This is a genomic window from Mycobacterium sp. IDUB_5 (assembly GCF_055419565.1).
Genome location: NZ_JBVAXX010000006.1, coordinates 377521 through 394852, shown reverse-complemented (window position 1 = coordinate 394852; position 17332 = coordinate 377521). Strand labels below are relative to the sequence as shown.

The window sequence follows — 17332 nt, the reverse complement described above, 5'->3', positions numbered from 1 at the left end:
GGCCACCGTCCTCAGCTTCGCGGGTCCTGTCCGCGCCCCGGCGCGGTGAGCTCCCGGTGCTCGACGCGATCACCCCCGGCCCGTTTGGCCTGATACATGGCGGCATCGGCGGTGGCGATCATCCGGTCGAGGAACTCTGGGTCGGTGGCGCCGTGATCGTCGACGTGGTCGTCGAGCAGCGCCGTGCAGGTGCCGAGGCTCGCGGTGATGTCGAACGGCAGCGCTGCGATGCTCCTGCGGACCGCGTTCGTGGTCTCCGCGTGCCCCGACGGCGCGGCCGTGTCGGCGACGACGAATTCCTCCCCGCCGAGACGGCAGAGGACGGCCTCCTCACCGCAGATTCGCCTGAGCACGTCGCCCACCTCGGCGAGTGCTCGATCTCCCGCCGCGTGGCCGCGGGAGTCGTTGAGGCCTTTGAAGTCGTCGAGGTCGATCATCGTGACGTTCACCGCTGTGCCGCTCTGTATGCCGCCGCGATCCCCCGCGATCAGCTCTCGGAGAGCCTGGTAGAACGAGCGCCGGTTCAGCAGACCTGTGAGCGAGTCGCGGCCGGACTCCGCCAGGTCGGCGTGCAGGGAGTGGACCAGCGAATAGATGCCGAACGGCACGCCGACGTTGAGTGCCACCACGGTGACCGTCGCGGCGATGGTCACCGCGACGTCGCCGCTGTCGAGCACGAGCCGGGTCGCGGTGATCACGACGCAGACGGCCGCGACGGCGCTGTTGCCCAGCACATCGGCCAGCCGGTGGAAGTACGCGAGGAATCCGCCGAGCACGGCGAACATCACACATCCCATGAGACCCGCGTATGCGTACGACATCGACACCGAACCCACGGCGATGCAGGCACAACACACCATGTTGTAGATCAAGGACCGCGTGCGGCTGGGCCAGCCGGGCAGCCACACCGTGGAGACGACGATCGCGCTGACGCCGGCGGCGATCGACGCGGCCCTCGCGACCGGCGTCGACGGGCCGACGGGGCTGGTGAGAAGAATCAGCGGCAACACGCCCAGCATGCAAGTGAATGCGAAAACAGCTATCCGCCAGCGCTTTTCAAGGCCATGACCGCGCAAGTACGCGCTGAACGCGTCGAATCGGCCAACTTGGTGCCACCACCCAGGCATGCATGGGTCCCGTCAGGTTCGCTAGTCGTGCTACAGATGTATTCTGCCTGCTCCCAGCCGGGTCGTGCGCATCAAATGCTGACCGGTGCACCGAGGCGCTCGCCGCGGCGAGCGAACCCGCCGCAGCGACGTTAGGGTTTTCCATGTCTTTCACGCCCGAGGGCACGGCCACCACCATCGCCTCACGCCTGCTCGACGTCATCGACACCGACATCCTCCCGTTGACCGAACGCGGAGTTTCCGGCGGCAACAAGGTCTTCGGCGCTGCGCTCCTGCGGAAATCGGACCTGTCCGTGGTGATCGCGGGCACCAACGACGAGACGGCCAACCCGTTGTGGCACGGCGAGATCAACACCCTGCGCCAGTTCTACGAGCGCACCGACCGGCCGTCGACGAAAGACCTGATCTTCCTCACCACGCACGAACCGTGCACGCTGTGCATGTCGGCGATCACGTGGGCGGGCTTCGACAACTACTACTACTTCTACAGCCACGAGGATTCCCGCGACAGTTTCGCGATCCCCCACGATCTGACGATCCTCAAAGAGGTGTTCGGCCTGGACCCGGGCGGGTACCGCCGCACCAATGCGTTCTGGACGGCGTACGCGATCGTCGACCTGATCGAGGCCGAAGCCGAGCCGCTTCGCTCGACGCTGCTGGCCCGGCGGGACAGTATCCGCGCCCGCTACGACTCACTGTCGACGCAATATCAGGACACCAAGAGCGGCAACGACATTCCGCTGAACTAGCCGGGGCCGGTCCGACGCCGTCGACTACAGCAAGGCGGTGCGCAGGTGCGGGACCAAATCGCCGCGCTCGCCGACTGCGACATCGGAGAGGCCGAGCCAACCCGCCATCTGCTGCAGCTCTACGGCGAGCTCGCCGGCCACATGCGCCTGGTCGTGGCCCTCCTCGGTGAAGGCGCCGACGACCTGCAGGGCGCCGGCGGCCCGATCGGCCTTGAGGTCGACACGTCCGACCAGCCGTCCGTCGAGCAGGAACGGCCACACGTAGTAGCCGAACTGGCGTTTGGGAGCCGGGGTGTAGATCTCGATGCGGTAGTGGAAGCCGAACAGCCGCTCGACGCGGGGGCGGAAAAAGATCAGCGGGTCGAACGGGCAGAGCAACGCCGTGCCGCGGTCGCGTCGCGGCACGATCTGACCGGCGCGCAGATACGTCGGCGCCGCCCACCCCTCGACCTCGACGGGCTCCAGTTCCCCGTCGGCCACCAGCGCCGCGATGGCCGGTTTGACCTGCCGGGCGCTGAGCCGGAAGTAGTCACGGATATCGGCCTCGGTCGCGATGCCCAGCGCGGTGGCTGCGCGCAGCGCGAGCTCGCGCACCGCTTCCGGCTCACTCACCTGCCGGGCCACGACGTCGGGCGGAAGGACCCGCTCGGTCAGGTCGTAGTGCCGGGCGAATCCGATCCGCGTTGCGGTGGTCAGCACACCGGAGGCCCACAGCGCTTCGGCGACCCACTTCGTGTCGCTGCGGTCCCACCACGGGCCTTTGCGTCCCCGCGGCTCGGATTCCAGATGGGCCTCGATCTGCCCGGCGGTGGCCGGCCCGAGCTCGGTGATCGCGGCGACGACGTCCTCGGCGAGCCTGGCGTTGCGCTTGACGATCTCCACACCCCAGCGGCCGTGCTCGTACTCGGCCATCCGCCAGCGCATCAACGGCCAGTCGTCGACGGCCATCAGTGCGGCCTCGTGAGCCCAGTACTCGACGAGCAACCGCGGCAAGCGGGCCGAATGACTCCACGCCGCGCGGTCCACCAGGTCACGGTCGTAGGGGCCGAGGCGGCTGAACACCGGCGCGTAATGGGCCCGCACCGCCACCGAGACCGAGTCCAGCTGCAGCACCTGGATCCGGGCGATCAGCCGCTTGAGGTGGGCGCGGGTGACCGGACCGGCCGGCTTGGCCTCGCCGAACCCCTGCGCCGCGACGGCCACCCTGCGCGCCTGCGCAGCGGTGATCATGCCCGCAGGTAGGTGGCGAACCGGTAGCGCAGGCCCGACGAACTGTCCTGCCAGCTGCCCACCGTGCCCACCCAGCGTTCGTCGAGCACCGGCGCGAGCGCGTCCTCGTCCTCCCGCCGCAGATCGATGTCGATCTCGGTGACCTCACACCGCGTCGCCCGCGGAAGCGTCAACCCGTAGACCTCCGACCCGCCGATCACCCATGCGTCCTCGAGCGCAATCCCGTCGAGCTCCGTCACCGTCTCTGCCCCGTCAGCCACGTAGTCAGCATGCCGGGTGAGTACGACATTTCTGCGCCCCGGCAACGGCCGGAACCTCTCCGGCAGGGATTCCCACGTCCGGCGGCCCATGATCACGGTGTGGCCCATGGTGAGGTCTTTGAAGCGGGCCATGTCTTCGGGTAGCTGCCAAGGGATGCCGTTGTCCCGGCCGATCACCCCGGAGCTCGATTGCGCCCAGATCAGGCTCAGGCCCACTAGACAGCCACCGGCGCCTTGATCGCCGGATGCGGATCGTAGTTCTTGACGACCACATCCTCATAGGTGTAGTCGAAGATCGAATCACGATGCGCCAGAATGAGTTCGGGGTACGGACGCGGCTCGCGAGACAGCTGCTCGGTGACCTGGTCGACGTGGTTGTCGTAGATGTGGCAGTCGCCGCCGGTCCAGATGAAGTCGCCGACGTCCAAGCCTGCCTGAGCGGCCATCATGTGGGTCAGAAGCGCATAGCTGGCGATGTTGAACGGCACGCCGAGGAACAGGTCCGCGCTGCGCTGATACAGCTGGCAGCTGAGCCTGCCGTCGGCGACGTAGAACTGGAAGAACGCGTGGCACGGCGGCAGCGCCATCTGCGGGATCTCCCCGACGTTCCATGCCGAGACGATGTTGCGACGGCTGTCCGGATCTGTGCGAAGCAGGTCCAGCGCCGCGCTGATCTGGTCGATGTGATCACCGGACGGAGTGGGCCACGATCGCCACTGAACGCCGTAGACGGGACCGAGATCCCCTGTCGGCGAGGCCCATTCGTCCCAGATGGTGACACCGTGGTCCTGCAGCCAGCTCACGTTGGAATCGCCGCGCAGGAACCACAGCAACTCGTAGACGATCGACTTGGTGTGCACCTTCTTGGTGGTGATCAAAGGGAAGCCGGCGCCCAGGTCGTACCGCAGCTGATGACCGAACACGCTGCGGGTGCCGGTGCCGGTGCGATCGGATTTCGCGGTTCCCTGCTCGAGCACCAGACGCAGGAGGTCCTCGTACGGCGTGGGGATCGGCACGGCCCATAGCTTACGGGCCGCGGTCGGGAGTACAACGGAACCCATGCCGAGGATCACCGACACTGTCACCACCGCTGATGGCTCCTGCCCGGTCAGCCTGCACACGCCCGACGGGGACGGGCCGTGGCCGGGCATCATCATGTACCCCGATGCCGGCGGCACCCGGGCGACGTTCCGGGCGATGGCGGACAAGCTGGCCGGGCACGGCTACGCGGTCCTGGTGCCCGACGTGTACTACCGCGACGGCGAGTGGGCGCCGTTCTCGATGGCCACCGTGTTCGACGACGAGGCGGAACGCACCCGACTCTTCGCGATGATGGGCAAGGTCACGCCGGAGGTCATGGCGTCTGACGCCACCGCGTTCTTCGATTACCTGGCCGCCCGTCCAGAGGTGCGCGGCGATGCATTCGGGACGACGGGTTACTGCATGGGTGGGCGGACCTCGCTGACCGTGGCAGGCCTGGTGCCCGAGCGGGTGGCTGCGGCGATGTCCTTCCACGGTGGCGGCCTGGTCACCGACGAGCCGAACAGCCCGCACCGGCTCGCCGAACGGATGCGGGCCGCGATCTATGTCGGCGCCGCCAAGAACGACCGGTCGTTCACGGTCGACGACGGTGAAGCCCTGGACAAGGCGCTCACCGCCGCTGGGATCGAGCACACCGTCGAGTTCTACGACGCCTTTCACGGCTTCGCCGTCCCCGACAACGGCCCCTACGACGAGCCGGCCGCACGCCGGCACTGGGAGGCGATGCGGTCGTTTTACGGCGCTCACCTAGGGTGATCGGCGTGTATGACCAGACCTTCAGTGAATCGGTGTTCGGCGAACACGGCACCCGGATAGATCCGGTGCTCGCGCGCAGCTGGCTGCTCGTCAACGGCGCGCAGTACGAGCGGTTCGCACCCGCCGAGGAATCGCGGGCCGACATCGTGGTGCTCGACATCGAAGACGCCGTCGCTCCGAAGGACAAGGTCAGGGCTCGCGACAACGTGACGCGCTGGCTGGCCGACGGACATTCCGACTGGGTGCGGGTGAACGGCTTCGGCACCGAATGGTGGGCCGGTGACCTCGACATGCTCGCAGGCACCTCGGTCGGCGGCGTGATGCTGGCAATGGTCGAGTCGGTCGATCACGTCACCGAGACCGCCAAGCGACTGCCGAACGTGCCGGTCGTTGCGCTCGTCGAAACGGCTCGGGGACTGGAACGCATCACCGAGATCGCTTCGGCCAAGGGCACTTTCCGGTTGGCGTTCGGTATCGGAGACTTCCGGCGCGACACTGGTTTCGGCGACAACCCGACCACGTTGGCCTACGCCCGGTCGCGCTTCACGATCGCTGCCAAGGCCGCCCACCTTCCGGGCGCCATCGACGGGCCCACAGTCGGTTCTTCTGCCCTCCGACTCAGCGAGGCGACAGCAGTGTCGGCGGAGTTCGGCATGACCGGCAAGATCTGCCTGACCCCGGACCAGTGCCCCACGGTCAACGAGGGGTTGTCCCCGTCACTCGAGGAGATCAGCTGGGCCAAGGAATTCCTCCTCGAGTTCGAACGCGACGGCGGTGAGATCCGCAACGGCTCAGACCTTCCGAGGATCGCGCGGGCGAACAAGATCCTCGATCTGGCGCGCGCCTACGGAATCGAGCCCTCGGATTTCGACGACGTCGACGATCCCGTGCACATCCCGGCTCCGTCGGACACCTACCACTACTGACGGCGTCCTACTACTGAGATCTGCGGCGCTTGTTGAGGAATGTCGCCAGCCCGCGCAGGATGCCGCGGGCGGCGTAGACGCCTGCGAGGATCGACAGCACGATCATCACCACGAACATGAGCACCCAGTTCGTCCGTGAGTGGTCGACGTTCCACCACACGATCGTGAAGAGCACCGCGCAGATGAAGACGACGATGTCGCGCCAGTTGCCTTCGTAGGACGCGGCGAGCTGACGGAGTTCGCGGTTCTTGTCGACGGCGGCGATCAGATCATCGATACGTATGTCGATGACACGCTGGAGTTCCGCTCGCCGCTCCACCTGCTCGGCGGGGATCCGATCGAGAAGGTCCATGTCCTTGGCGATCAACGCGCGCACGTCCGGCGGGCGCAGGTTGCCGGCGGCGACACCGAGCAGAGCACCACCGGCGATCGGGGCGCCGGCGAGCGCGATTTCGGCGAGACCAGGCATAGGTGCTCCTCTCCATCGGGCGCAGCATACCGACGGTCAATCCATCAGCGAAGCAGCAAGTGTCGCGCCGAGATTCCAGCACGCCTCGAGGTCGTCCTTGGTGGGTTTGCCTGAGACGACGACGAATTCCGCGGCCTTGACCCATCCCAATCCAGCGGTGATCGCATCCACCGCTCGCTCGGCCCCCTCGGTGCCTTCGTTGCCGTGCAGCCAGAACCCGAACGGCCGCCCCCGACCTGAGTCCAGTAGGGGGTAGTAGCTCTGGTCGAAGGCGTGCTTGAGCGCACCGGAGATGTAGCCGAGATTCGCGGGGCTGCCGAGGAGATACCCGTCGGCCTCGAGCATCTCGGCCGGCGACACTGTCAGTGCCGGCCGTCGGATGACGTCGACGCCCTCGATGGCCGGGTCGGTCGCGCCGGCCAGCACCGCCTCGAACATCTCCTGGCAGTGCGGCGACGGCACGTGATGCACGATGAGCAGCGTCTTGCTCACCGCTTGCTCACCGTGCCGCCTCTTCCATCTGCATCGCCTTCTTCATCGTTTCGCGGGCGCGACTGCGGTCCCCGGCGTAGTCGTAGGCGCGGGCCAACCGGTACCAGCGGCGCCAGTCGTCGGGCTGCGCTTCGACTTCGTCTCGGACAGTGGCGAACAACGCGTCGGCGGCGTCGCGTTGGATGCGACCCGACTGCCTACGGGGCAGGTCGCTGATGTCGAGTTCCATGCCCTGTTCGCGGGCGAGCCGAGCCAACCGTTGATGCGCGAGACCCGCGCGCAGAGTGGCGATAAGCGCCCAGGCGCCGACGACGGGCAGGATCAGGATGGCGACGCCCAGTCCGATGGGGGCTGCTTCACCGGACCTGATCAGGATGATCGCGGCCCGGCCGAGCAGCACGAAGTACACCACGAGCGCCACGCTCATGAAGCCGATGAGCAGCTGGGTGCGCAGCGCGCGCTTGCCGGCGTTCATGCCAGGTCGAGCAGCGGTTCCAGGCCGACGCTCAGGCCGGGATGGTCGCGGATCTTCCGAACGGCGAGCAGGACGCCGGGGACGAACGAGGTGCGGTCGATGCTGTCGTGCCGGATGGTGAGGGTCTCCCCCTGGGTGCCGAAGAGAACTTCCTGGTGGGCGACCAGTCCGGCGAGCCGGATGGAGTGCACCGGGATGCCCTCGACGTCGGCACCGCGGGCGCCGTCGAGGCCGGTGCTGGTGGCATCGGGGTTGGGCGGCATGCCTTTTCGCGCTTCGGCGATGAGCTTGGCGGTGCGGGCCGCCGTGCCTGACGGCGCGTCGGCCTTATGGGGATGGTGCAGTTCGATCACCTCGACGGACTCGAAGTACTTCGCAGCCTGCTGGGCGAAGTGCATCGACAACACGGCGCCGATCGCGAAGTTCGGGGCGATCAGGACTGACGCGCCGGGCTTCTCGTCGAGCCAGGCGCGCACCTGGTCCAGGCGCTCGTCGGTGAACCCGGTGGTGCCGACAACGGCGTGAATCCCGTTGTCGATGAGGAACTTCAGGTTGTCCATGACGACGCTGGGGTGGGTGAAGTCGATGACGACCTCGGTGTCGGTGTCGGTGAGCGACGAGAGTGAGTCTCCCGCGTCGACACCGACGGTGAACGTGAGATCGTCAGCGGCCTCGACGCCTGCCACCATCGCGGCGCCGACCTTGCCCTTCGCGCCCAGCACTCCGACTCGCATGCGCCGAGCCTAACGTGTCGGCGGGCGACCCAGTTTTTGGCGGCGAGTCGAACTAGTGTTCGAGTCATGGATGTGGTTGCCGACGCGATAGGGGTGATGCGGGGCCAGGTGGCGATCCTGCAGGACGCCTGCGACGCGTTGTCGCATCGCGAGCTGGTGGCCTTGATGGCTGAGGTGACGACGTTGGTCCGCACCGTGCCTGTGTTGGAGCATCACATCCTGGCTCGGTTGGTGGCCGAGACGGAGCCGCGGCGGTTGGGTGAGGCGTCGTGGAAGAAGGTGCTGACCACCGCGCTGCGGGTCTCCGAACGCGACGCCAAACGCCGCCTGGCTGAGGCCGCGGCGTTGGGTCCGCGGCAGGCGTTGACTGGGGAGGCGTTGGCGCCTCGGTGGGAGGCCACCGCGGCCGCGCAGGCCGCGGGCGCTCTGGATGCTGATCATGTCGCAGTCATCGCGAGATTCCATGATGGGTTGCCGGTGTGGGTCGATGTGGACACCCACGCCGCCGCCGACCGGCAGCTCGCGTCGCTCGGCGCAGGGTTGACGCCGGAGGATTTGAAGAAAGCCGCGGATCGGTTGGCGGCGATGATCGACGCCGACGATCCCGAACCCACCGACGCCGACCGCGCCCGCCAACGGGGCATTCAGCTGGGTGCCCAGCAGCCTGACGGGATGAGCCGGCTCACCGGCTGGATCACCCCGGAGTCCGGGCGCACTACGAGGCGATCCAGGTCAAACTCGCCGCACCGGGCATGTGCAACCCCGACGACGAAAAGCCCTGCGTCGAGGGCGAACCCGATGAGGAGCAAGCCCGCATTGACCCCAGGAGCGCGGCGCAGCGCAACCACGATGCGTGGCTCGCGGTCGGACGGATGGCACTGTCGTCCGGAGACCTCGGTTCGCACAACGGGTTACCGGTCACCGTCATCGTCTCGACCACGCTGCAAGAACTGGAGAAGGGTGCGGGGGTGGCGGTCACCGGCGGCGGGTCGCTGTTGCCGATGGCCGATCTGATCCGGATGGCCTCCCACGCGCACCACTACCTATCAGTGTTCGATCAGCACACCAACCAGCCGCTGTATCTGGGGCGTACCAAGAGATTGGCGAGCCCGGCGCAGCGGATCGTGCTGCACTCCTCGGCCCGCGGCTGCACGAGACCCGGTTGTACGGTGCCCGGCTACTGGTCCCAGGTGCACCACATCGACGACTGGAAGACCGGCGGCGCCACCGATGCGACCAACCTGACCTTGGCGTGTGGGCCTGACAATCGGATGGTCGAGCAGACCGGCTGGACCACCCGCATCAACCAGCGAGGCCAAGTCGAATGGCTCCCCCCACCCGACCTCGACACCGGCGGGCGCCGCAGTGCGCGGCCAGTCAATGGCTACCACCACCCCCAACGCCACCTCCTGCCCGAAGACGACCACGGACCGTAGCGGCGGGGTTACTGTCGACCGCATGAAGGTCGCCATCACCGCCGGCATCGTCGCCGCGGGGTTCGTTCTGGCCGCGCCCGCGGGCGCCGTTCCGAGCTACGGCAGCAACGGTGTCTTCGGCGTGACCACCCAACCGCGCGACGGCTGGTCGACGGCATTCATCCCGCCGGGCCGCTACCGGGTCGACCAATCGCCCAGCATGCAGCCCTACCAGAGTCCGCCGGGGTTCTGGTTCCGCTGTCGCGACTTCCCGTGCATCGGCGGCAACATCATCGGAACCGGAGACGCGCTCCGCGACGCCCCGACGTTCGTCGACATCCTGCCGACCGACGTGGCGATTTCTCTGCACAACGTAACCCTCACTCCCGCTTGACATCACAGCGGCGAGGCGCCGCGCAGGTGCTCGAAGATCAGCGACGTCTGCGTGCCCGCCACGTCCGCGTCGGCATTGAGGTTCTCCACCACGAACTTTCGCAAGTCGTCGGTGTCGCGGGCAGCGACGTGCAGGAGGAAGTCGTCGGCGCCGGCGAGGAAGTACACATCCATCACCTGGGGCTTGCGCCGGATCTGACCAATGAAATTGCGGATCTTGCCGCGCGCATTCGCTTGCAGACTCACCGAGATCATCGCCTGCAGCGTCAACCCGATCGCGGCGGGGTCGATGTCGGCGTAGAAGCCGCGGATGACGCCGAGTTCGGACAACCGGCGCACCCGCCCGTGACACGTGGACGGCGCGATGCCGACGAGGTCGGCCAGTGCGCTGTTGGGCAGCCGGGCGTCGGAGTGCAGGGCGGTCAGGATGCGTCGGTCGACGTCGTCGATGATCGGCCGAACATCCTTCGATGAGGCCTGCGGTGACGCAGGCGTGCCCGATGATTCTTCATCCATAGCGGAACCATACCGAATCTTCATCATAAATCTTGTGCTGATACCGAGCTTTCTTCACACTTGAGAGAACTTTCCCCGAGTTCAGGAGTCGAAAATGCGTGTCGGTGTGCCGACCGAGATCAAGAACAACGAGTACCGGGTCGCGATCACGCCCGCCGGCGTGGCAGAGCTGACCCAGCGCGGGCACGACGTGCTCGTGCAGGCGGGAGCCGGGGAGGGATCGGCGATCACCGACGGCGACTTCAAGGCCGCCGGCGCGCAGATCGTCGCCGACGCCGACACGGTGTGGGGCGAAGCGGACCTGCTCCTCAAGGTGAAGGAACCCATCGAACCGGAGTACGCGAAGATGCGGGCCGGCCAGACACTGTTCACCTACCTGCACCTGGCCGCCTCCAAGCCGTGCACCGACGCGCTCATCGCATCCGGCACCACCTCCATCGCGTACGAGACCGTGCAGACCGCCGACGGGGCGCTGCCGCTTTTGGCTCCGATGAGCGAGGTCGCGGGCCGGCTCTCGGCACAGGTCGGCGCCTACCACTTGATGCGCACCCAGGGCGGGCGCGGCGTTCTGATGGGCGGCGTTCCCGGTGTGGCTCCGGCCAAGGTCGTCGTGATCGGCGGCGGCATGGCCGGTGACAACGCCGCAGCCGTGGCCTGGGGCATGGGCGCCCACGTGACGGTGTTCGACCTGAACATCAACACCCTGCGCAAGATCGACGCCGAATACGGCGGCGCCATCGAGACCCGCTACTCGTCCAGCCTGGATCTCGAGGCCGCGGTCACCGAGGCCGATCTGGTGATCGGCGCGGTACTGATCCCGGGCGCGAAGGCCCCCAAGCTCGTCACGAATGCGACTGTCGCAGCGATGAAGTCGGGCGCGGTGCTGGTCGATATCGCGATCGATCAGGGCGGCTGCTTCGAGGACTCGCGACCCACCACGCACGACGATCCCACCTTCGCCGTGCACGACACGGTGTTCTACTGCGTGGCCAACATGCCCGGCGCGGTGCCGCGCACCTCGACCTATGCCCTGACCAACGCGACCATGCCGTACGTCCTCAAGCTCGCGGGTAAGGGCTGGCGCGACGCGTGCCGGGCCGACGCCGCCCTAGCCAAGGGTCTCTCGACGCACGACGGGGCGCTGCTCTCCGAGCAGGTCGCCAACGACCTCGGTCTGCCGTTCACCGATCCGGCCGGCCTGCTGGCCTGACGCCGCTTCAAAACATCTGTCCGTCGACGTAGAACCAGCGACGGGCTCTCACAGCGAACCGGGACCGCTCATGCAGCGTCCCGGTTCGTTGGCTTTCCGGGTCGGTGAACGTCGCCCGGAACTCGACGGTGCTCTCGTCGACGTGGAGGACGTCGAGCCCGGTCCATTGCACCCCAGGGTCGATCGACACCTGCTCGGGACGGGTCCGCGGGTGCCACGTACGCCACAGGTAGTCGGTATCGCCGACGGCGAACGCGGTGTAGCGCGAGCGCATCAACTCCTCGGCTGTCCGCGCCTGCTGCTCCCCTCGCAGCAGAGGCAGACAGCACTGCTCTGCAGCCACACCGCGGCCACACCGGCACAGAGCATCCGACATGCCTGCAGTCTGCCCCATTTGACAGGTGTCAAGTAGACTATGGGCATGTCTGTGCCTACCCAGCTGCCCACCGACTTGCTGACCGATGTTCTCCCGGGCGCCCCGACCACCACGGCCGACGCGTTAGCGCTGTTCGACTCCCTGCCCGCCGTCGAGACCGAGGTCATGCTCGGCACCTGGCACGGCGCCGAGGTCCCCACCGGCCACCCTCTCGACGGCATGCTCGAGGCCAGCGGCTGGTGGGGCAAGCAATACACCGACAGCGAGACAGTGCACCCGCTGCTGTTCCCCACCCGCGACAGCTCAGGGCTGTGGCCGCTGAACCCGCTGCCCGCGTTCGCCGGCCTCGGCATCGCCACCAAGATTCCGGCGCTCAAGCAGCGCAACCTCTCCGGTGTCATCGCCGCGCTGCGGCCCGTCCTCGCGGCCCGCGGGCCCAAGGCCCGGCTACGCACGACCCGCTACCGCGGCGTGGACACCGCGACGATGATCTACGACCAGCTGCCCATCAACGACGTGTTCCGTCGCCTCGGCGAGCAGACCGTGCTCGGTGCGATGGATCTTCGGGGTATTCGGAAGCCGTACTTCTTCGTGCTGCACCGCGACAATTCACGACGGCTGGGATAGTTCAGGCGCCACCGCGGCAGCGATCTCACCGATCAGCGGCCGCATGCTGTCAGCGTCGGGATCATCGGTCGTCGAGCAGGTCAGGATCGACACCAGCCATCGCTGGCCCTGCGGGCCGTAGGCAATACCGACGTCGTTCGTGGTGCCGTATCCCCCGCTGCCGGTCTTGTCCGCAGTCGCCCATCCACCCGGCAATCCCGAGCGCATGCTCGACGTCTGGTTGGCGCGCATCCAGTCCTCGAGCATCTGGCGGTGCACCGTGTCGAGAACCTCACCGGTCAGCACCGTCCGGAAACCCACACCCAACGCCCTCGGCGTACTCGTATCGCGCGGATCGCCTGGCACTGCGGTGTTGAGCTCGGTCTCCCACCGGTCCAACCGCGTGCGATCGTCGCCGACGCTGCGGGCGAATTCGGTGATCGCCGGCGGCCCACCCAGGGTGCGCAGCAGCAGATTGCCTGCGGCGTTGTCACTCTGCTGCAGCGCCGCCTGACACAGTTCCGCCAGCGTCATCGTCGACCCCACCCGCGGCTCGGTCACCGGCGAATGGGGACGAAGGTCGCCGCGCTGCACAGCGATCGCATCGGTCAGCGCCAACCGGCCATGCTGGGCGCGCTGCAGCACCGCCGCCGACGCGTAGGCCTTGAACGTCGAGCACATCGCGAACGTGTCGTCGGCGCCGACCGCCACACTGCGATCCGACGCGAGGTCGGCGGCGTACACCCCGATACGGGCGTTGTGCCGAATTGCCAGCGCGGCGAGCCGATCTCCGATCGGTGGCAGTGGCTCGGCGGGGTCCGCGGACACCGTCGAGCGCGAGCACGCAGCCAGACCGGCCAGCGACAACCCGCCGATCAGCAGTCCGCGCCGCGAGAAGCTCATCCGGCGATCGTCTGCAACGGCCGCGGCAACGACCGGCGCCCCCGCACCGGACCCAACACGGCCGCCCCGAACGGACGGGTGAGGAGTTCTCGCGCAACAGCATTCACGTCGTCCAGGGTGACCTCGTCGATGCGGGCCAGGGTCTCGGCGATGGTGCGGTGCTGACCGTAGTTCAGCTCGCTGCGACCCAGCCGATTCATCCGAGAACCCGAATCTTCCAGTCCCAGAACCAGACCGCCTCGCAGCGAACCCTTCGCGATCCGGCACTCGTCGGCGGTGAGACCGTCGCGTGCGACCTCGGCCAGCACGTCGGTGGTCACGCGCACCACTTCGTCGAACCGCTCGGGCAGACAGCCCGCGTAGATCGACAGCGCACCACTGTCGGCGAACGTGTCCACCGTCGAATACACCGAGTACGCCAAGCCGCGAGTCTCCCGGATCTGTTGGAACAGACGGGAACTGAGCCCGCCGCCGAGCGCGGTGTTGAGCACCGACAACGCCCAGCGCTGATCCCAGTGCCGACCCGGCGTGCGCACCCCCAGGGACAGGTGGGTCTGTTCGGCGTCGCGCTTGACCACCTGCAGCGTCGGCCTGCCGCTGACCCGTCCCGCGCCCTTGCGGGGCGCAATCGGGGTGCGGCCGCGCACCAGCCGGTCACCGAAATGCTCACGCACCAGCGCGACGACCTCGCGGTGGTCGATGTTGCCGGCCACCGCCACCACCATGCGATCAGGGGTGTAGCGGCGTTGATGGAAGGAGTGCAGCTGCGCGCGCGTCATCGTCGAGATCGATTCCACGCTGCCGATCACGGGTCGTCCCACCGGATGATCACCGAACATGGCCGACAGGAACACATCCCCGAGGGTGTCCTCGGGGTCGTCGTCACGCATCGCGATCTCTTCGAGCACGACGTCGCGTTCGACCTCCACGTCGGCGGCGAAGCACTGCCCCCGCAGCACGACGTCGGCCACCAGATCGACGGCCAGCGCGAGGTCGGTGTCGAGCACGTGGGCGTAGTAGCAGGTGTGCTCGCGCGAGGTGAACGCGTTGAGTTCACCGCCGACGGCGTCGACGGCCTGCGCGATCTGCACGGCGGTGCGGGTCGGGGTCGCCTTGAACAGGAGGTGTTCGAGGAAGTGCGCAGCACCGGCCACAGTGCGGCCCTCGTCGCGCGATCCGACGTTGACCCACACCCCGACCGACGCCGAGTGCACGTGCGGAATGTGCTCGGTGACCACACGCAGGCCACCGGGCAGATCCGTGCGGCGGATCGCGGTCGACTTCTCGGCCGCGTCGCCGCCCCCGCGCACTCGGCGCAGTGCTGCCGCGCTAGCTGCTGGCGGTCGCGGCATCAGCGGGTGCGGGCGCTTCCGTACCGGCGGCTTCGGCGGTCTGCTCGGCGGCTGCGGGGGTCTCCTCGGCCACCAGGACCAGCGAGATCTTGCCGCGGTTGTCGATGTCGGCGATCTCCACGCGCAGCTTGTCGCCGACCTTGACGACGTCCTCGACCTTGTTGATCCGCTTGCCGCGGCCCAGCTTGCTGATGTGGACCAGCCCGTCACGACCCGGCAGCAGCGACACGAAGGCGCCGAAGTCGGTGGTCTTGACGACGGTTCCGAGGAACCGCTCGCCGATCTTGGGCAGCTGCGGGTTGGCGATGGCGTTGATCAAGTCGATCGCCGCTTGAGCCGCCTCGCCGTTGGACGCGCCGACGAACACGGTGCCGTCGTCCTCGATCGAGATCGAGGCTCCGGTCTGCTCGGTGATCGAATTGATCATCTTGCCCTTGGGCCCGATGACCTCGCCGATCTTGTCGACGGGCACCTTGATCGTCGTGATGCGCGGCGCGTACGGGCTCATCTCGTCGGGGGCGTCGATGGCCTCGGCCATCACCTCGAGGATCGTAATGCGGGCGTCCTTGGCCTGCGCGAGCGCACCGGCCAGCACCTGCGACGGGATGCCGTCGAGCTTGGTGTCCAGCTGCAGCGCGGTGACGAAGTCCTTGGTGCCGGCACACTTGAAGTCCATGTCGCCGAAGGCATCCTCGGCGCCCAGGATGTCGGTCAGCGTGACGAAGCGACGCTCGGTCTTGCCGTCCACCTCGACGTCGTCGGACACCAGGCCCATCGCGATGCCCGCGACCGGAGCTTTCAGCGGCACACCAGCGTTGAGCAGCGACAGGGTCGAGGCACACACCGAGCCCATCGAGGTGGATCCGTTGGAGCCCAACGCCTCCGACACCTGGCGGATCGCATACGGGAACTCCTCGACGCTCGGCAGCACCGGGACCAGGGCGCGCTCGGCCAGCGCGCCGTGGCCGATCTCGCGCCGCTTGGGCGAGCCGACCCGGCCGGTCTCACCGGTCGAGAACGGCGGGAAGTTGTAGTGGTGCATGTAGCGCTTGGAGGTCTCCGGTCCCAGCGAGTCGATCTGCTGGGCCATCTTGACCATGTCCAGGGTGGTGACACCCATGATCTGGGTCTCGCCACGCTCGAACAGGGCGCTGCCGTGGGCGCGCGGGATCACGGCGACCTCGGCCGAGAGCGCGCGAATGTCGGTGACACCGCGGCCGTCGATGCGGAAGTGATCGGTCAGGATGCGCTGGCGCACAAGCTTTTTGGTCAGCGAGCGGAACGCGGCGCCGATCTCTTTCTCACGCCCGGCGTACTGTTCGGCCAGCCGCTGCAGGACCTCGACCTTGATCTCGTCGGTGCGGTCGTTGCGCTCGTTCTTGCCCGCGATGGTCAGCGCCTCGGAGAGCGCGTCGGTGGCCACCGAGGCGACCGAGTAGTACACGTCGTCGCCGTACTCGGGGAACAGCGGGTACTCGGCGGTCTCCTTGCCGGCCGACGAGGCCAGTTCGGCCTGGGCGTCGCACAGCGCCGCGATGAACGGCTTGGCCGCCTCGAGGCCCTCGGCCACGACCGTCTCGGTCGGTGCGCCCGCGCCACCGGCGACGAGGTCGATGACGTTCTCGGTCGCTTCGGCCTCGACCATCATGATCGCGACATCGCCTTCGACCTTGCGGCCGGCGACCACCATGTCGAACACGGCACGCTCGAGCTGCTCCACGGTCGGGAACGCCACCCACTGGCCGTCGATCAGAGCGACGCGCACGCCGCCGACCGGGCCGGAGAACGGCAGGCCGGAGATCTGCGTCGACGCCGAGGCGGCGTTGATCGCGAGGACGTCGTACAGGTCCTTGGGATCGAGGCTCAGCACGGTGACGACGACCTGGATCTCGTTGCGCAGGCCGCTGACGAACGACGGGCGCAGCGGCCGGTCGATCAGGCGGCAGGTCAGGATCGCATCGGTCGAGGGACGGCCCTCGCGGCGGAAGAACGAGCCGGGGATGCGGCCCGCGGCGTACATCCGCTCCTCGACATCGATGGTGAGCGGGAAGAAGTCGAAGTGCTCCTTGGGCGCCTTGCTGGCGGTGGTGGCACTCAGCAGCATGGTCTCGTCGTCGAGGTAGGCGACGACGGCGCCGGCGGCCTGCTGAGCCAGCCGGCCGGTCTCGAAACGGATGGTGCGGGTGCCGAAGCTCCCGTTGTCGATCACGGCGGTGGATTCGAACACGCCGTCTTCAATTTCAACTACAGACATGGACGTCCGTAAGGCCTCTCTGGGTCAATTCACTGTTTCGCGTCGTCA

Annotated in this window: 20 protein-coding genes and 1 pseudogene; 8 read left to right on the top strand and 13 right to left on the bottom strand. The window is 67.6% G+C overall.

What is annotated here, in order from left to right; all coding sequences use genetic code 11:
• Positions 1 to 11: 11 nt before the first annotated feature.
• Positions 12 to 1019: a GGDEF domain-containing protein gene (locus ACZY1G_RS21905; RefSeq protein ID WP_463816779.1), complete on the bottom strand. Its 1008-nt coding sequence runs from the start codon at positions 1017 to 1019 to the stop codon at positions 12 to 14.
• 251 nt (positions 1020 to 1270) lie between these two features.
• Here ACZY1G_RS21905 and ACZY1G_RS21900 point away from each other — a divergent pair, with 251 nt between their 5' ends.
• Complete coding sequence (locus tag ACZY1G_RS21900; RefSeq protein WP_463816780.1) at positions 1271 to 1876, top strand: deaminase; 606 nt, start codon at positions 1271 to 1273, stop codon at positions 1874 to 1876.
• A gap of 24 nt (positions 1877 to 1900) precedes the next feature.
• On the opposite strand, the gene ACZY1G_RS21895 is transcribed toward ACZY1G_RS21900, so the two are convergent.
• From ACZY1G_RS21895 to ACZY1G_RS21885, 3 genes are read right to left on the bottom strand one after another with little or no spacing between them, the layout of a single operon-like run.
• Positions 1901 to 3106, bottom strand: coding sequence for a winged helix-turn-helix domain-containing protein (locus ACZY1G_RS21895; protein ID WP_463823592.1), 1206 nt, complete (start codon positions 3104 to 3106; stop codon positions 1901 to 1903).
• On the bottom strand, positions 3103 to 3582 hold the full coding sequence (locus tag ACZY1G_RS21890) for a dihydrofolate reductase (RefSeq protein WP_463816782.1): 480 nt from the start codon (positions 3580 to 3582) through the stop codon (positions 3103 to 3105). The genes ACZY1G_RS21895 and ACZY1G_RS21890 overlap by 4 nt, the downstream gene beginning before the upstream one ends.
• Positions 3582 to 4382: a thymidylate synthase gene (locus ACZY1G_RS21885; protein ID WP_463823591.1), complete on the bottom strand. Its 801-nt coding sequence runs from the start codon at positions 4380 to 4382 to the stop codon at positions 3582 to 3584. Before ACZY1G_RS21885 ends, ACZY1G_RS21890 begins: the two co-directional genes overlap by 1 nt.
• 43 nt (positions 4383 to 4425) lie before the next feature.
• Between ACZY1G_RS21885 and ACZY1G_RS21880 the strand changes: the two genes are divergently transcribed.
• The gene (locus ACZY1G_RS21880) at positions 4426 to 5163 is read left to right on the top strand and encodes a dienelactone hydrolase family protein (protein WP_463816784.1); all 738 of its coding nucleotides are present in this window, start codon (positions 4426 to 4428) and stop codon (positions 5161 to 5163) included.
• A gap of 5 nt (positions 5164 to 5168) precedes the next feature.
• Entirely contained in the window at positions 5169 to 6089 is a 921-nt protein-coding gene (locus ACZY1G_RS21875; protein ID WP_463816785.1) for an HpcH/HpaI aldolase/citrate lyase family protein, read from the top strand.
• 10 nt (positions 6090 to 6099) lie between these two features.
• Here ACZY1G_RS21875 and ACZY1G_RS21870 read toward each other — a convergent pair whose 3' ends face one another.
• The 4 genes from ACZY1G_RS21870 to dapB form a co-directional block, all read right to left on the bottom strand.
• Positions 6100 to 6558 carry a hypothetical protein gene (locus ACZY1G_RS21870; protein ID WP_463816786.1) on the bottom strand — a complete coding sequence of 153 codons (459 nt, stop codon included), beginning with the start codon at positions 6556 to 6558 and terminating at the stop codon, positions 6100 to 6102.
• A 36-nt stretch (positions 6559 to 6594) separates the two neighbouring features.
• Positions 6595 to 6996: a flavodoxin family protein gene (locus ACZY1G_RS21865; protein WP_463817179.1), complete on the bottom strand. Its 402-nt coding sequence runs from the start codon at positions 6994 to 6996 to the stop codon at positions 6595 to 6597.
• Positions 6997 to 7057: 61 nt separating this feature from the next.
• Complete coding sequence (locus ACZY1G_RS21860) at positions 7058 to 7525, bottom strand: hypothetical protein (protein ID WP_463816787.1); 468 nt, start codon at positions 7523 to 7525, stop codon at positions 7058 to 7060.
• Positions 7522 to 8259 carry a 4-hydroxy-tetrahydrodipicolinate reductase gene (gene dapB, locus ACZY1G_RS21855; RefSeq protein ID WP_463823590.1) on the bottom strand — a complete coding sequence of 246 codons (738 nt, stop codon included), beginning with the start codon at positions 8257 to 8259 and terminating at the stop codon, positions 7522 to 7524. Before dapB ends, ACZY1G_RS21860 begins: the two co-directional genes overlap by 4 nt.
• 66 nt (positions 8260 to 8325) lie before the next feature.
• Here dapB and ACZY1G_RS21850 point away from each other — a divergent pair.
• The 3 genes and pseudogenes from ACZY1G_RS21850 to ACZY1G_RS21840 form a co-directional block, all read left to right on the top strand.
• A pseudogene (locus ACZY1G_RS21850) lies at positions 8326 to 9021 on the top strand (DUF222 domain-containing protein); the annotation flags it as partial.
• A complete protein-coding gene (locus ACZY1G_RS21845; protein ID WP_463823589.1) occupies positions 9012 to 9695 on the top strand; it encodes an HNH endonuclease signature motif containing protein in 684 nt (227 codons plus the stop codon). The pseudogene ACZY1G_RS21850 and the gene ACZY1G_RS21845, both read left to right, overlap by 10 nt.
• 22 nt (positions 9696 to 9717) lie before the next feature.
• Positions 9718 to 10068, top strand: coding sequence for a hypothetical protein (locus ACZY1G_RS21840; protein ID WP_463816790.1), 351 nt, complete (start codon positions 9718 to 9720; stop codon positions 10066 to 10068).
• Positions 10069 to 10070: 2 nt separating this feature from the next.
• Here the strand turns inward: ACZY1G_RS21840 and aldR are convergent, their stop codons facing one another.
• Positions 10071 to 10583 (bottom strand): HTH-type transcriptional regulator AldR, encoded by a 513-nt coding sequence (gene aldR, locus ACZY1G_RS21835; RefSeq protein ID WP_463816791.1) that lies wholly within the window; start codon positions 10581 to 10583, stop codon positions 10071 to 10073.
• Positions 10584 to 10677: 94 nt separating this feature from the next.
• Between aldR and ald the strand changes: the two genes are divergently transcribed.
• The gene (gene ald, locus ACZY1G_RS21830) at positions 10678 to 11793 is read left to right on the top strand and encodes an alanine dehydrogenase (protein WP_463816792.1); all 1116 of its coding nucleotides are present in this window, start codon (positions 10678 to 10680) and stop codon (positions 11791 to 11793) included.
• 7 nt (positions 11794 to 11800) lie between these two features.
• Here the strand turns inward: ald and ACZY1G_RS21825 are convergent, their stop codons facing one another.
• Positions 11801 to 12169 carry a YchJ family protein gene (locus ACZY1G_RS21825; RefSeq protein ID WP_463823588.1) on the bottom strand — a complete coding sequence of 123 codons (369 nt, stop codon included), beginning with the start codon at positions 12167 to 12169 and terminating at the stop codon, positions 11801 to 11803.
• Between the two features lie 45 nt (positions 12170 to 12214).
• Here ACZY1G_RS21825 and ACZY1G_RS21820 point away from each other — a divergent pair, with 45 nt between their 5' ends.
• Positions 12215 to 12796, top strand: a complete 582-nt coding sequence (locus ACZY1G_RS21820) for a DUF4334 domain-containing protein (RefSeq protein ID WP_463816794.1) — start codon at positions 12215 to 12217, stop codon at positions 12794 to 12796.
• Here the strand turns inward: ACZY1G_RS21820 and bla are convergent.
• The 3 genes from bla to ACZY1G_RS21805 are packed head-to-tail and all read right to left on the bottom strand — an operon-like array spanning position 12779 to position 17284.
• Complete coding sequence (bla, locus tag ACZY1G_RS21815) at positions 12779 to 13678, bottom strand: class A beta-lactamase (RefSeq protein ID WP_463816795.1); 900 nt, start codon at positions 13676 to 13678, stop codon at positions 12779 to 12781. The two genes, ACZY1G_RS21820 and bla, sit on opposite strands and share 18 nt — an antisense overlap.
• Complete coding sequence (locus ACZY1G_RS21810) at positions 13675 to 15030, bottom strand: M16 family metallopeptidase (RefSeq protein WP_463823587.1); 1356 nt, start codon at positions 15028 to 15030, stop codon at positions 13675 to 13677. The genes bla and ACZY1G_RS21810 overlap by 4 nt, the downstream gene beginning before the upstream one ends.
• Positions 15008 to 17284: a polyribonucleotide nucleotidyltransferase gene (locus ACZY1G_RS21805; protein WP_463816797.1), complete on the bottom strand. Its 2277-nt coding sequence runs from the start codon at positions 17282 to 17284 to the stop codon at positions 15008 to 15010. The genes ACZY1G_RS21810 and ACZY1G_RS21805 overlap by 23 nt, the downstream gene beginning before the upstream one ends.
• Between the last annotated feature and the right edge of the window lie 48 nt (positions 17285 to 17332).